Consider the following 13694-nt stretch of genomic DNA (forward strand, 5'->3'; position numbering starts at 1 on the left):
TACTAAGATATAATTTAAGTAATAGGAGTCAGTTATGGCAAAAGGTATAATATATGTAATGACTACAGTAGTTTCTGGTCTTATCAAGATTGGCAAGACAGGAAATGAGCAATTTGAAAAAAGAATGAGATTTTTAGAAAGCAATGGATATGCGAATATCACAGGTTTAAAAAGGGAGTTTGCTATAGAAGTAGATGGATATGATGAAAAAGAAAAACTTATTCATGATATTTTTAGTAAAAGTAGAATTGTAGGCACTGAACTATTTGCGTTAGATATAGAGGTGGCAAAATCATTATTATCTTCTTTAGATGGTAAACAAATTTATCCTAAAGATAAAAGTAAAAAAGAAGTATTCAAAGAATCTACAGAAGAGATAAAGCTTAAAACTGAGGGTGGATTTGTTCCGGATGGAGAGTATGTATTAAATCGCAACATAAAAGGTTTCGGAAAAGTAAATGGGAAAGCTATAGCTAAAGATAGAGTATTCACAGTATTGAGAGGAAGTGTTTGTGGTAATACCGGTAAAGGATATATTCCATCTATTAGAAAAAATGCAAAGATAGAAGATAATATATTACAAGAAAATATTGTTTGCATGAATCCATCAAGTGCCGGATGGATAGTTATTGGTAAATCTAATAATGGATGGAGAGAATGGAAAGACTCAAATGGGAATTCTATTGAAAAATATAGAGATAACGAAGAGTAGTTATAGAAAAGTTAACTATTATAAAATATAACGAAAGGGAAGTTTATGCCAAATTTAAAAGCAAAAGAATATAAAAAATTTGAAGATATCAAGTATGTTAGAGAAGATGGAAGCAAATATTGGAGTGCAAGAGAGCTTGCTGATGTACTTGATTATTCTCAATGAAGAAATTTTCAAAAGGTAATTGATAGATCGATGATTGCTTGTGAAAATAGCGGACATGAAGTAGCCTACGATTTTGCTGAGGTCAGCAAAATCGTGGAAGCAGGTGCTACAAGCAAGTCTATAAAAGATTATGAGCTTACAAGATATGCTTGCTATTTGATTGTGCAAAACGGAGATCCGAGGAAAGAGGTTATTGCACTTGGACAAACCTATTTTGCTATACAAACTTATCGTCAAGAAATAGCAGATCATTTTAATCAGCTTGATGAAGATAAAAGAAGACTTGTCGTTCGTGGTGACATTAAACAATGGAATCAACTTCTGGTAGAAACAGCACATGATGCCGGAGTTATCACAAAGGAAGAATTTGCCATATTCCAGAATGCAGGGTATATGGGATTGTATGGTGGGCTAGATGTAGAAGATATACATGATAGAAAAGGCTTAACCGCAAGACAAAAGATTTTGGATTATATGGGAAGCACTAAACTGATTGCTAATTTATTTAGAATCTCACAGACAGAAGAAAAGCTAAGAAAAGACAGAGTTGAAGGTGCAGAAGCAGCAACAAAAGTTCACTACTCAGTAGGAAAAGAAGTTAGAAGTGCTATTGAAAAAATTGGTGGCACTATGCCGGAAGATTTGCCTGTTCCGGAGAAAAGCATTCAGAGATAGAAAAAGAACAGATGAAGCGTTTAAAGGATAAAGCTAAAAAAGGAAAGCTGATGTTGGATGAATAACAGAAGAATTTAATGATTGAAATCAAAGAAATTTAGGGAGAAAGTTATTAATATAAATACATTAAAAGATAAAATAGAAGATAAATAAATTTAATTACAGAATGGTATGACTAATGGAATATTTTAAGGATATAAAACATGATATAGATTCTTGTATGGATGTTTGGGAAGGATTATACAAGAAGATATATCCACAATTTTTTGATACATATTTTGATTTTTCCATTATTAAAGATGTGGAGACAAATTCGAAATGTAAACGATGGTATATTAAGTTGAGGAGAGATATAGACATTAGCAATAAGTTTCCAAAATTTAAAATGGCAGGAGATTGCATTTTTAATTTTAATGACAAAAAAGTAGAAAGGTTTAATAAATGGATTAATAAATCAGTAAAAGGAAAAATATTGTTAAAAAAATGTGCAGAAAAACATCATAGCTTCGAAAACTTTGCATTTATGCCGATTACTGGTGGAATGAATAATCAAAAAGGAAGACAAGCATTTGATAGACCAGATATTCATATTTTTGAGCTTAAAAAATTTTTTAATTCTGAAGAAAATATAATATTAAGTAGTGCTAGAAATAATAAAGAAGCTCTTGAATGGTACTTGTCTATTTTTGAAAAAAACATTTATAAATATTGTAGCTGGATTTATTTGATTGAAAATAGAAATTTTATAGATAAAGAATTTTTGCCATTTGCAAACAAAAAAATAGAAAATGAAGATTCTGCAATTCAATATATGAATTTAGCAATTAAATTTTGGAATTTAAGAAAGAACAGTATTGACAACTATCTCAAAAGCAATTAACTTGATTTTTATAAAATTATTGAATAGTACAAAAACAAAGTACATATCTTTAGGATTATTAATCTTTCTGCTATGTGCTTTTCTGTGCTTATTTTATATCCATTGAAATTTTTGCTCATATGTCACATTTAAACAACTTTACACAGCTTTTTTAAAAGCAACATAATCTCTTTTCAAATTTTGTTGAAATTAGCCAACCATCCAACCTTGCTTTAATGCTCTTATTAGGTTATTGTCTTTATATATTTCTATTTAACAGCTCTATTTGTTTTAAATCTATAATAAAGTTTCTGATTTTATATGCATATTTATCTTTTCTATTAATGTAAATATATAAATTTATTATTAAAACTATAATTAAAATAAATATTGCAATTTCTACTATATATAATAGTAATTTATTATAACTATTAATTTTGTCTATTATACTACGAGCAATAATTCCAAATACTAAAAAAAAATAAATTTGAGCCAAAGGATGATAGTGACTTTAATATTGGATATTCTTTATACACCTCATTTAAAGCTTCTAATTTTAATGTGAAATATTCAATAACATTATTAATATTTTGTAAGTTTATATTATATTTATCAAGGAGTTCGCATAATTCATCACACCTAATTTGATTCATTTCATCATTGTATTTTTCCAATTTGTCTTTGTTACTCCATATAATAAATATAGTAATAGCAATTAATATAATCCAGCAGATAGTAACACCTTTACTAAAAGCATTAAAAAAACACATATAACTAATTATATAAATTGTAAAATCAATAAATAGTAGTCCTATATTTTTTATATCTATTCTTTTTAATTCTTTCTTTTATATTATTATAACTATCTATTTTCTTATAATCTTGAAATAATTTAGAGTAATTATTTCTATTCTCATTTACTAACTTTTCTTGTATCTCTATCATTTAGCATAATCTCCTCGTAATATAAAAAAATTTACCCATTTATTCAGAGCCAATATAAATCCATTTATATGTATATCTTTTAATTTAATATAGGCGAATTTGCCTCATTGTTATCATGAAGCATTTTATTTATTAATCTAAAACTATAATTTTGAGCTTACTAAAATTATATCAAAACATCATAATTATTATATAGACATTTTTTATTTAACTATATGAATAAGGATTTTTTTACTAAATTAATTATAGGGAATTAATTCAAAATTTTTGGAGAAAAAATATTTTTAACAAATATATAAATATGCACTTATTTAAAAATGGTAAAAAATTAGTAAATAACCATAATAAGATGAAAAGTTTAGCTGCTATAGCAAAATTTCATTAATATATGTGCATGATGAACATAGACTTAAATGTTAGAAAAGATAGTATAATAAAAATGTCATGAATTAGTTTTATTTTGATATAATATAATAAAAAAACAATTTTTGCATTTTTAACTTGTCACATAATTTATTCAGCAGATTCACGAATCATATAATGCTTTATAAGAAAAAAATTTATATATAAAAAGAAATGGTGGTGATACAAATTGAAATTAGGTAAATTAGAAGAAGTTGACATTAGAGAACTATGGAAACATGAACAATATGATTTTTCAGAATGGTTATCAAAAGAAAAAATATTGAAATGTTAAGCGATGAAATTGGATTAACATTGACGGATATAAGTAATGAAGTCTTTGTTGGTTCTTATCATTGTGATTTAGTAGCAAAAGATGAAACCACAGGAATTAAAGCAATTATTGAAAATCAAATGGAAGTTACCAATCATGATCATTTAGGCAAAATAATAACATACGCATCAGGATTGGATGCGAATATTGTAATTTGGATAGTTAAAGAAGCGAGAGAGGAACATAAAAGTGCGATAGAGTGGTTGAATAATAAGACAATTAAGGATATTTCATTTTTTTTAGTTGAAATTCGTGCATATAAGATAGGAGATTCTTTGCCTGCACCTAAATTCGTAATTATTGAAAAACCTAATGATTTTGTAAAAACTGCAAATCTTAGCACTGATAGCGGAGAATTAAGCAAAGCTCAATCTGAAAGGTTGAATTTTTGGAATATTTTTAATGAAACTCTAATTTCAAGGAATAAACCGTTCAATGTAAGAAAAGCTACAACAGACCACTGGTATGATGTGGCACTTGGCACAAGTGAAGCACATATAAGCATTACATTGGTAAATAAAACTAATAGCATAGGAATTGAAGTTTATATTAATGATAATAAAAAACTCTTTGACAAGCTGTTTTTAGAATCTGAGGAAATAGAGAGCAAATTAGGATTTAGTATGGATTGGCAAAGGTTAGATAATAAAAAAGCTTCCAGAATTATTTATTATATTGAAGGATTAGATTTTGATAATCATGATAACTATGATAAATTAATAAATGAAGTTATTAATAGGGTTATTACTGTTAAAGAAACCTTTAGAGATCACATACTTCCGATTTAAATGTAGAAAATAAAAAATAAAGAAATTTCAAATTATCAACTAAGGTTATAAGAAGCAAAATAAACAATCCAATTAATGTTGAGAGGATATTATGAAAGAACATTTAACACCAACCATTTACTATTTCTGCCCAGATTATAATAAATATGTAAAGCGAGAGGGCGGAATGTATTACTGCATAAATAATGGTAAAGAAGTATTTAATGATTTTTATTCAAAGATTGATATTGGTGATATTTACACTGAAGATATAACTGAGGAACAATATAATGAGCAATTATATTAAAGCTTTATTTATAATGTTAAATGCACATAAGGGGCAAAAGGATAAGGGTGGACATCCATATTTTCTTCATCCATTAAGGGTGTCAATGGCAACAAAAAGCAAAAGAACTAAGGTTGTTGCACTCCTTCATGATGTTTTAGAAGATAGTAATAAGCATGAAATTAATGATTTTAATTTCTTAGACGAAGAACAAGAGGAAGCGTTATTACTTCTTACGCATAATGATAGCTATGAATATTTTGAATATATAAAAAGAATTAAGCAAAATAAGATTTCACGAGAAGTAAAGCTAATGGATTTAAAAGACAATATGAACTTAAAAAGTTAAAGAAAATATCAAATAATGATGAAAAAAGATTAGCAAAATATAAAATGGCAAGAAATATTCTTTTATCATGAATGTCTAATGAAAAAGTAAAAAATTAAGTAAAAATGCTAATTTCTATAAAGATATTTCATATATTATTGAAGAACAATAATTGAAAATAAAGGAGAAATAATATGTTTATACTTGCTTGTATATTAGCATTTCCTATAGTATTGCTTGTAGAACTTGTAAAAATGAATAAGTAAATTTAATCATTCAAGGTATACATTTTGATTATGTAATTAAGGATATGAAATAATAATAATATAATTAATTTAAAACAGCCGTGTGGCTGTTTTTGTTTTTGAGTATTAATGAATATTAAAGACTAGATTGAAAATATTAAATATGCAATGCCCCCTAAATGTAGAAGCATTTATACGATTGTAATAGATGAAGATAACATAACAAGAAGAAATGCAGATAATAAAAGCGATGAAAGCCTTGCAAATACAAGCGTTAAGCACTATAAGAATTTGAATAATAGTGATGAAAATGATATAATAGTAAAAGAAAGCGAGTATCTGCAATGGTTATCAAGTAAAGATATAGAGCGTAAGCCAGTAAACAAACTTGATACACCAAGAGAGCACCAAGAAATCATTAGATATATCGCGGGCGAGGACAAGACAGGTGGTTCTTGCACATCACAAGCATTAGCATATATAGGAAATATAGCCGGCTATGATGTAAAAGATTATAGGGGCGGAGCAAGTATGAAATTATAGATATATCAATACTGCTAATTAAGGAGTTTATTATGAAGTATGTTAAGTATGATGATGAATACGAATTTTACAGAAATGATGGCGATAAAATGTGGGATGCTTATGATGGGAGTCCATATAGAGGCATACTTAAATTCACATTTGACAAAAAGAAGATATATAATTTTTGGGAAGACTATCCTCAGAATTTGACTAAAGAAGAAAAAGAGATATTTGATAAAGAAAATCCTCACTGGGCAGCACTTAAATGCGAAACAGAAGAAGAATATTTGATATTGAAAAAGCGAATTGAAGAAATGAGCGAGAAATATGACGAGGAAGAATAATGTCAAAAGATGATTATTTTAAAATAGTTTATATCATATTATCCGAGCTATACGAAAGCCTAAAGCAAGGAGAAAAAGTCGATATTCAAGCCATTAGCCCTGAAAGAATATGTAAAAACTAAGGCTATGCAATTGATATATCATGATGAACATAATAACAGTTAAATGATGAAAAAATTAGATAAAAAAAGATTAATTAATATAGGCAAAGAACATATAATAGATATGTTAGGACAGGATTTAATTTCAAATCCATCAGTATTAGTAGGGTGGTGGCACTCTATAGATACAAGCGAAGAATTATTTAGCGTTGGTGGTGGTGTAGCACTTAATCCAAACTCAAAGTTTAATATAGGTGATGAAACTCCTTTAGATTTTATTGCACTAGTTAATATCAATACTTTAACAGGGGAAGTTATTAGAGATTATAAAAATAGTAGACTCCCATGATAGTATATAAAGAAAGGTGTCTAATAACTTAAAAACAATAAAGGATATAGCAACTGGTCACCATCAATAAATCAGCATTTTGTACAAAGAATTTTTGTTTGCCAAATCTAAATTCTAATATTATAATCTATATAATAAAAAGTAAGAGAGCTTCTCTTTTGAGTAGTTAATAAATTTAGAAGATAAATTATTTATAAGATTATAAAATCTCTAATACGCTGATTATGGATTAGAAAATAAAGGGATAGTATATTTGTAAGTTAATGAATTAAAGAGCTAAACTGGTATAAATTTAGCAATATATTAAATATATCAAATTGTCATACTATCACATTAAAGGATTAATATTGTAATGAGGAAACGAAACAACAGGCTAACATTTTATCAAACTATCAAATCAGCAAATTATCACTTTAATATGATACATCAAAACAAAATCAAAAATTAGAAATTTCAAAATCTTAAAAATCCAATCTATCATTTACATTGCATAATAAATTAAAATTTATAATTGGGAGGTGAACTATATTGAATAATAGAGCGAATAAAAAAAGTAATATAGGTATTTACACATTTGCTATAGGACTAATTATTTATATAATTTCATATTTAGTGCCAACAAATATATTTAATGATTTTACTCAAATTAAACCAATAGGAATGAGCACAATTTTTATATGTCCTATACTTGGAATTATTGGCTTGATTTTTTCGATAAAAAGTAAATCTATATTATTTTCAATATTAAATTTAATACTAGTATTTTCTTTTCCAATTACTATGTTTGTTGTATATACTTTATTAGGTAATGCATAAAAGAGAAAACTAAATTATTTTTCATAAATTCTTATCTATAAATGCTAATTATTTCTTACTAATAATTAAGCATTTTTTTATCAATTTCCATAAAATTATATAAATATTTTTCTTTAAATAGTTTTGAAAAAATCATTAAATATTATCGCGAAAATTTTAAATATGTTATATTAAACATATTGATTCTTCACATAATTTTACCTATTTGCTATATAATCACACAATAATAAGCTTTTAATAACGGAGGTTATGGCAATGAAAAATTATATTGAAAAATATTTAAAAGTATCATTTCTATATGCAATTCTTGCTATGGTAGGTGGGGTATTTTATCGTGAATTTACGAAGTTTAACGGATTTAATGGAAAAACGACCCTATCTATTGTACATACACATTATTTTATCTTGGGTATGTTTATGTTCTTAATTCTTCTTTTGTTTGAAAAGAACTTCCATATTTCAGACGACAAACTAATCAAGAAAACTGTATTTTACCAAATTGGCTTAAATATCACAGTTTTGGCATTTTTGATGAGGGGCATATGTCAGACTTTAGAGATGAATATTCCTAAGGGTTTTGATGCGGGTATTTCCGCAGTTGCAGGTATTGGACATATTTTAATCGGTGTGAGCCTATTTTTAATTCTAATTGACATAAGAAAAAAGATTATTGCCTCAGACGATTTAATAAAAGAAAGTTAATAATGTTCTAAAAAAAGAAAAATAAAAAAATAAAGTAGAAATAAAAAAATAAAGAAAAAACAAAGAAAACAAAGAAAAAAGGATAAAAGGATAATAAGATGAAATATACAGGAATCACATATAGACCTCCATTTGAAGCTGGCTCACTACTTCTTCAAGTCACGAGTGGTTGCTCGCATAATAAGTGTTCATTTTGTTATATGTATAAAGATGTGCCTTTTTCGGTTGAACCGATTGAGCAGGTAAAAAAAGATCTTGCTGAAGCGAGAGAATACTATCCTGATACAAGGCGTGTTTTTCTTGAAAATGGGGATCCATTCTCTTTGAGTGCGAGAAGACTTATCGAAATAGGTCAGGCTATTCATGAATATCTTCCAAAGGTAGAAAATATTTCTATGTACGCATCGATAAGAAATATAAAGGGTAAATCTGATGAAGAACTTGCCCAGCTAAGAGAACTTGGATTTAACCAGTTTAATATTGGAGTTGAGAGCGGACTGGATGAAGCTCTTAAATTGATGAATAAGGGGTATAATGCGAAAGAAGCGTTTTACGAATTGAGCAGACTTAGAAATGCTGGAATTGATTATGCAGCAAATGTAATTCTTGGAAGTGCAGGCCCTAAGCTTTTAAGAGAAAATGCAATCGCTACCGCCAGGCTTATAAATGAAACGACACCATACCTTGTTTTTACGACCACGCTTCACGCTGAGCCGGTATCTCCGATTTATGAGGATATGAAAAGCGGGAAATTCATAGAAAGTACAATAGGCGAATATATTGAAGAAGAGGAAATTTTATTGAAAAATTTAGACCTAAGTGATACACTCTTTTTCGGCTTGCATCCGTCAAATATTCTTCGTTTATATGGCAGGCTTCCTGATGATAAAAATGCACTTCTAAGAGAAATTAAAGCTCAAAAAATAAGGCTTGAGGATAAGCTTGACAGTAGGCCGATTAGGAGAAGCGAGGGATCGATTTTTAAAATAGACTAAATTTTTAAAACAGCTTATAACATATAAAAATAGACTAATACAGATTAAATTAATTTATTTTTATATTTTATTATATATTAATTTATATCGAGTTAGATTTAATTTATGCGAGGGGAAATTGGATAATAAAAAATTTTGGATGGTAAGTAAAAATTCATTGATATTAATAGCGGGGATAGTTTGGTGTATTGCGGGCTTTAATGTTGCAAGGCTTGGAATAATTTCATATAAGAATTTAGAGACTTTTACAATTATACACATCATATCTTCAATTATCATATTTTTAGCATTTGGAACGATGTTTTTAAAAATGAGTAGCAAGCATGTAAAAAGAATTAGGAATGATAAAAATGAGTATAAACCTTTTTGGACTTTTTTTGATTTAAAGGCTTATATGATAATGATTTTCATGATGTCTGGGGGAATAGGGCTTAGAGCAGCCCATGTTTTGCCTGAGAAATTTATCGCCTATTTTTATACAGGCCTTGGCTCTGCCTTAGCCCTTGCTGGAATATCTTTTTTAATCAGACTAAGCAATAATACAGTAAGAGATGAAGAAATATGTCAGAAATACCAGTAATGATAGATAAGATTGAAAAATTAAAAAATGTTAATGAAGAATATAAAAGCATTGAGCCAATCATTAACAAAAAAGCCTCGGTGGTAATTCCGCTAATAGCCTGTAAAGACGGCATTGAGATTTTATTTGAGAAAAGAAATAGTAAGATACCTCAAGGAGGAGAAATATGCTTTCCGGGCGGGGTTATTGAAGATGGCGAAACTCCAGACATAACCGCAGTAAGAGAGTTAAAAGAAGAATTATTGATTAATGATGAACAAATTGATTTTATAACAAAGCTCCATCTTATGAGTACGGAGTATGGAACACAAATTTTTTCAAATCTTGTTATAATAAAAGACTATAATTGGACATTTTCAAAATTGGAGGTTGAGTCAGTATTTTCAATACCAATTAGCTGGTTTATAGAAAATGAACCTGAGGTATATGATGCACATCTAATAAGGGATGAAAGCGATGACCTGCCATATGAACTAATTCCTAATGGAAAGGGTTATGACTGGAAATCGCTAAATTCTAAACTCTATTTCTATAGAAGTGAGCCTGAAATCATATGGGGTCTTACTGCAAAACTATTATATTACTTCATCAAAAGCATCTGAAATATAAACCTTTTCTTTGCTAAAACCACGACCATGAACATGGGTTATCCTGTGGTTAATTATAAAAGCCTCAGGATCTATATCTAAGATGAGTTTTTCTGCGAAAAAAACTTCCCTAGGTGATACGACGACAATGAGAATATTAATCTTTTTACTAAGCTTTCCTGTCTCGCCATGATAGATTGTTACGCCTCTATCTAGATCAGACATGATTTTTTCTTTAATCTCTTTGTGCTTTTCGCTTACAATCTCAAGCTCATTTCTTATCTCACCAGATGAGAGGAATTTGTCTATAGTATATGTATAGATGATGACTAGCAAAATTCCATAAAGAACGCCAATCCTTGAGGTAAAGAAAGATTGGAGAAGGAGAATTATGCTATCAACCACATAAAGGCTTTTTGAAAGAGGTAGTCCGGTTTTATTTTGAAGTATTAGAAGTGGAATGTCTATTCCTCCAGTGCTTCCTCCAGTCCTTATAATCAATGCTATAGATATTCCAAGTAGAAGCCCACCGAAAATAGTGCATAGTAAAATATCATTGGTTAGCTCAAAATCTCCTATAATTTTTTCAAGTATAAATAAGAAGATTGGATATGATACCGTGCTCACAGTAGTTCCAAGGGCAAATTTTTTCCCGAAAAATATATATCCAAGAATAAACATCAAGACATTAAAAATTCCTATGACAATGGAAACATCAAGCCCAAAAGCGTTCTTGAGTGCTAGGCCAATTCCTGTAGTTCCACCAGTTATGAGTCCTCCCGGAATGATGAATAAAACTATGCCTAGGGCATATATTAAATTACCAAGAAGTATTTTTATATTGCTTTTAATTAGTCTAGACATTTAAAAATCCCTTTCGTTATAAGTAATATAGATTAAATTATGGGTTAAATTAAGGATTAAATTATGGTAAAAAAACCACGAAGAAAGGGGTTTTCCCTCGCATCGTGGATCGAAGCTTGTGCTTAATACTTAATACATACTATTATACTTAACCTACAAGGTTTATTAAAAACAAAAATATTATACATAATAATGAAAAAACCGCAATACTATTTTTAATATTTTTCGATTTTTTATTTATTATAAGTGTTGTTATTTAATGCTTAATTTTTGTGATAACTTAAATAATACATAAGTCCGACGAAAAGTCCTCCAAGCATATTTCCTATAGTAACAGGAATTAGAGAGTTAAGGATAATGCTTGAAATAGGGGCCTTGGTTCCACCTAGAATACCTTCAGTATAATAATAAAAATTTGCAACTATATGCTCAAATTTCATAAATACAAAGACGAGTATTGGAAAAGCTGATGCAATGATTTTGCTCGAAACCTGCTTTGCTCCAAAGCTCATCCATACTGCAAGGCAGACAAGCAGGTTGCAGAGGAAGGCTAATGAAATGCACTGAATAAAAGAATATGATGTTTTTGTTTCAAGCATATTGGCGGCTGCTTTAATTACGGGGTCATCTTTTCCAAAAGCAAGGAAGATGAGAATCGCAAAGAAGAAAGCACCAATAAAATTCCAAAGATAAACCCTTGCCCAATTTACTATGAGCTCTTTTGCACTAAGTTTTTTATCACAAAATGCAACTATCAAGAGGATATTGCCTGTAAAAAGTTCTGCTCCTGCAACTAGGACGAGAATAAGTCCAATTGTAAATAATATTGACGAGGTTAGAGAGGCATATTTAGAGCCCGCAAGCACTATATTGGCCTTCGTGCTTGTAGCTCCACCGATTGCAATAAATAACCCTGCCATAATTGAAAGGAGCCTTGTTCTCCAAGGAGAAAAATTCGCCTTTGAGACACCTATGTCACTTGTAAAATCTGTGATTTCATTTGGCGTTAAGATAGATTTAAAATTATCCATTTATAATTCCTCCTTAAAAGAGATACGGTAAGAGACACGGTATATAAAACATACTAAAACATGATATATAAAATCATTAAGATGAAATATATTTAATATTGGAAATTAGTTATTTATAAATCTTATATAACAAGGAAAATATAGCACATAAAAAATTATTATTCAATTAAAATAAAAGCAAGATAAATATGTTACAATTAGTAAAAGATTAGGTAATTTTTATATTTTGCTTATTTATTGTAAAGAAAATATTATGTAATTTAATATTAGTTTTTATTTTAAAAATTTTTTCCAAAAATATGAGCTTGTATATAAAATATATAAATAAAGATATGTGTTTTGGCTAAGGAGGTAGTGTTATGAAGCGTGTTCTTGTAATATCGTCGAGTTTTAGGGAATTTAGTAATTCGGATGGGCTTGCTCAGGAATTTATTCAAGGAGCTAGAGAAAACAATAATACAGTTGAATATATTTCACTTGCCGGTCAAGAAATCAAGTTTTGCACTGGCTGCTTTACCTGTCAAAGTACAGAAGAATGCGTATTTGAAGATGATGCGAGCAGAATTGTAAAGAGAATGGCTACAGCAGATGTCCTTGTCTTTGCAACTCCAATTTATTATTTTGAAATGAGCGGTCAGATGAAAACGCTTTTGGATAGAACCCTTCCTATATATGAAAAAAATTATAAGTTTAAAGAAGTATATCTTCTCGCAACAGCGATAGAGGAAGGCGATGAGGTATTTAATGCTACTAAAGAGGGGTTTTTAGGCTGGATAAAATGTTTTGAAGGTGCTGAGCTTAAAGGCACTATATTTGCAGGTGGACTAAATGAAGCTGGGGAGATAAATTCGCATCCTGCCAGAAAAGAAGCTTATGAAATGGGAAGGAGCATTAGTTAACTTCGCACCGAATGATTATAAAAAAATACAAAAAAATTAAAAAATAGTTGTTAAAATGCTTTAAAATACATCTTTGTATGTGCTATAATACAATCCATCTTGTGAAGAAAAAATCTACACAAGGTGGTTTTTATTTATGAGATTTTTATTTATAAAGATTTTATTTATAAGATAAAGATGCAA

Annotated in this window: 18 protein-coding genes and 1 pseudogene; 16 read left to right on the plus strand and 3 right to left on the minus strand. The window is 28.8% G+C overall.

The window, feature by feature from the left end; translation table 11 throughout:
* Positions 1-34 precede the first annotated feature (34 nt).
* The 3 genes and pseudogenes from BQ5371_RS05480 (at position 35) to BQ5371_RS05490 (ending at position 2432) form a co-directional block, all read left to right on the plus strand.
* A complete protein-coding gene (locus tag BQ5371_RS05480) occupies positions 35-712 on the plus strand; it encodes a DUF4357 domain-containing protein (RefSeq protein ID WP_071132864.1) in 678 nt (225 codons plus the stop codon).
* Between the two features lie 177 nt (positions 713-889).
* Positions 890-1552: pseudogene (gene dinD / locus BQ5371_RS05485) on the plus strand (DNA damage-inducible protein D); the annotation flags it as partial.
* A 178-nt stretch (positions 1553-1730) separates the two neighbouring features.
* Positions 1731-2432, plus strand: coding sequence for a hypothetical protein (locus BQ5371_RS05490; protein ID WP_071132865.1), 702 nt, complete (start codon positions 1731-1733; stop codon positions 2430-2432).
* Between the two features lie 774 nt (positions 2433-3206).
* On the opposite strand, the gene BQ5371_RS07015 is transcribed toward BQ5371_RS05490, so the two are convergent.
* Positions 3207-3356 carry a hypothetical protein gene (locus BQ5371_RS07015; RefSeq protein ID WP_159428261.1) on the minus strand — a complete coding sequence of 50 codons (150 nt, stop codon included), beginning with the start codon at positions 3354-3356 and terminating at the stop codon, positions 3207-3209.
* Between the two features lie 690 nt (positions 3357-4046).
* Here BQ5371_RS07015 and BQ5371_RS05500 point away from each other — a divergent pair.
* The 12 genes from BQ5371_RS05500 to BQ5371_RS05550 all read left to right on the plus strand — a co-directional run bounded on the left by BQ5371_RS05500 (position 4047) and on the right by BQ5371_RS05550 (position 10732).
* Positions 4047-4880, plus strand: coding sequence for a DUF4268 domain-containing protein (locus BQ5371_RS05500; RefSeq protein ID WP_205408033.1), 834 nt, complete (start codon positions 4047-4049; stop codon positions 4878-4880).
* Between the two features lie 91 nt (positions 4881-4971).
* Positions 4972-5166 carry a hypothetical protein gene (locus BQ5371_RS05505; RefSeq protein ID WP_071132867.1) on the plus strand — a complete coding sequence of 65 codons (195 nt, stop codon included), beginning with the start codon at positions 4972-4974 and terminating at the stop codon, positions 5164-5166.
* Positions 5150-5494, plus strand: a complete 345-nt coding sequence (locus BQ5371_RS05510) for a GTP pyrophosphokinase (protein WP_135354794.1) — start codon at positions 5150-5152, stop codon at positions 5492-5494. Before BQ5371_RS05505 ends, BQ5371_RS05510 begins: the two co-directional genes overlap by 17 nt.
* A gap of 392 nt (positions 5495-5886) precedes the next feature.
* Entirely contained in the window at positions 5887-6261 is a 375-nt protein-coding gene (locus tag BQ5371_RS05515) for a hypothetical protein (RefSeq protein ID WP_071132868.1), read from the plus strand.
* Between the two features lie 32 nt (positions 6262-6293).
* The gene (locus BQ5371_RS05520) at positions 6294-6587 is read left to right on the plus strand and encodes a DUF7675 family protein (RefSeq protein ID WP_071132869.1); all 294 of its coding nucleotides are present in this window, start codon (positions 6294-6296) and stop codon (positions 6585-6587) included.
* Positions 6587-6709 carry a hypothetical protein gene (locus tag BQ5371_RS07120; RefSeq protein ID WP_268873208.1) on the plus strand — a complete coding sequence of 41 codons (123 nt, stop codon included), beginning with the start codon at positions 6587-6589 and terminating at the stop codon, positions 6707-6709. Before BQ5371_RS05520 ends, BQ5371_RS07120 begins: the two co-directional genes overlap by 1 nt.
* Before the next feature lie 46 nt (positions 6710-6755).
* Entirely contained in the window at positions 6756-7037 is a 282-nt protein-coding gene (locus tag BQ5371_RS05525; protein ID WP_071132870.1) for a hypothetical protein, read from the plus strand.
* 528 nt (positions 7038-7565) lie between these two features.
* Complete coding sequence (locus BQ5371_RS05530; protein WP_083377442.1) at positions 7566-7853, plus strand: hypothetical protein; 288 nt, start codon at positions 7566-7568, stop codon at positions 7851-7853.
* 255 nt (positions 7854-8108) lie between these two features.
* On the plus strand, positions 8109-8555 hold the full coding sequence (locus tag BQ5371_RS05535) for a DUF2871 domain-containing protein (protein ID WP_135354795.1): 447 nt from the start codon (positions 8109-8111) through the stop codon (positions 8553-8555).
* 98 nt (positions 8556-8653) lie between these two features.
* Positions 8654-9550 (plus strand): radical SAM protein, encoded by an 897-nt coding sequence (locus BQ5371_RS05540; RefSeq protein ID WP_071132871.1) that lies wholly within the window; start codon positions 8654-8656, stop codon positions 9548-9550.
* A 118-nt stretch (positions 9551-9668) separates the two neighbouring features.
* Positions 9669-10130, plus strand: a complete 462-nt coding sequence (locus BQ5371_RS05545) for a hypothetical protein (RefSeq protein WP_328586043.1) — start codon at positions 9669-9671, stop codon at positions 10128-10130.
* Complete coding sequence (locus BQ5371_RS05550) at positions 10112-10732, plus strand: NUDIX hydrolase (RefSeq protein WP_083377443.1); 621 nt, start codon at positions 10112-10114, stop codon at positions 10730-10732. Before BQ5371_RS05545 ends, BQ5371_RS05550 begins: the two co-directional genes overlap by 19 nt.
* Here the strand turns inward: BQ5371_RS05550 and BQ5371_RS05555 are convergent.
* Positions 10706-11581 carry a YitT family protein gene (locus tag BQ5371_RS05555; RefSeq protein WP_071132872.1) on the minus strand — a complete coding sequence of 292 codons (876 nt, stop codon included), beginning with the start codon at positions 11579-11581 and terminating at the stop codon, positions 10706-10708. The two genes, BQ5371_RS05550 and BQ5371_RS05555, sit on opposite strands and share 27 nt — an antisense overlap.
* A 263-nt stretch (positions 11582-11844) precedes the next feature.
* Positions 11845-12612 (minus strand): formate/nitrite transporter family protein, encoded by a 768-nt coding sequence (locus BQ5371_RS05560; protein WP_071132873.1) that lies wholly within the window; start codon positions 12610-12612, stop codon positions 11845-11847.
* A gap of 359 nt (positions 12613-12971) precedes the next feature.
* On the opposite strand from BQ5371_RS05560, the gene BQ5371_RS05565 reads away from it, so the two are divergent.
* Entirely contained in the window at positions 12972-13511 is a 540-nt protein-coding gene (locus BQ5371_RS05565) for a flavodoxin family protein (protein ID WP_071132874.1), read from the plus strand.
* The last annotated feature ends 183 nt before the right edge of the window (positions 13512-13694 follow it).

This window comes from Alterileibacterium massiliense (assembly GCF_900104645.1).
Taxonomy (GTDB): Bacteria; Bacillota; Clostridia; order Peptostreptococcales; family Anaerovoracaceae; genus Alterileibacterium; species Alterileibacterium massiliense.

Bases quoted from the DNA above. Each gene is read 5' to 3' on its own strand.
- BQ5371_RS05480 (WP_071132864.1), top strand. From the start codon at position 35: ATGGCAAAAGGTATAATATATGTAATGACTACAGTAGTTTCTGGTCTT.
- BQ5371_RS05490 (WP_071132865.1), top strand. From the start codon at position 1,731: ATGGAATATTTTAAGGATATAAAACATGATATAGATTCTTGTATGGAT.
- BQ5371_RS07015 (WP_159428261.1), bottom strand. From the start codon at position 3,356: ATGATAGAGATACAAGAAAAGTTAGTAAATGAGAATAGAAATAATTAC.
- BQ5371_RS05500 (WP_205408033.1), top strand. From the start codon at position 4,047: ATGTTAAGCGATGAAATTGGATTAACATTGACGGATATAAGTAATGAA.
- BQ5371_RS05505 (WP_071132867.1), top strand. From the start codon at position 4,972: ATGAAAGAACATTTAACACCAACCATTTACTATTTCTGCCCAGATTAT.
- BQ5371_RS05510 (WP_135354794.1), top strand. From the start codon at position 5,150: ATGAGCAATTATATTAAAGCTTTATTTATAATGTTAAATGCACATAAG.
- BQ5371_RS05515 (WP_071132868.1), top strand. From the start codon at position 5,887: ATGCCCCCTAAATGTAGAAGCATTTATACGATTGTAATAGATGAAGAT.
- BQ5371_RS05520 (WP_071132869.1), top strand. From the start codon at position 6,294: ATGAAGTATGTTAAGTATGATGATGAATACGAATTTTACAGAAATGAT.
- BQ5371_RS07120 (WP_268873208.1), top strand. From the start codon at position 6,587: ATGTCAAAAGATGATTATTTTAAAATAGTTTATATCATATTATCCGAG.
- BQ5371_RS05525 (WP_071132870.1), top strand. From the start codon at position 6,756: ATGAAAAAATTAGATAAAAAAAGATTAATTAATATAGGCAAAGAACAT.
- BQ5371_RS05535 (WP_135354795.1), top strand. From the start codon at position 8,109: ATGAAAAATTATATTGAAAAATATTTAAAAGTATCATTTCTATATGCA.
- BQ5371_RS05540 (WP_071132871.1), top strand. From the start codon at position 8,654: ATGAAATATACAGGAATCACATATAGACCTCCATTTGAAGCTGGCTCA.
- BQ5371_RS05550 (WP_083377443.1), top strand. From the start codon at position 10,112: ATGTCAGAAATACCAGTAATGATAGATAAGATTGAAAAATTAAAAAAT.
- BQ5371_RS05555 (WP_071132872.1), bottom strand. From the start codon at position 11,581: ATGTCTAGACTAATTAAAAGCAATATAAAAATACTTCTTGGTAATTTA.
- BQ5371_RS05560 (WP_071132873.1), bottom strand. From the start codon at position 12,612: ATGGATAATTTTAAATCTATCTTAACGCCAAATGAAATCACAGATTTT.
- BQ5371_RS05565 (WP_071132874.1), top strand. From the start codon at position 12,972: ATGAAGCGTGTTCTTGTAATATCGTCGAGTTTTAGGGAATTTAGTAAT.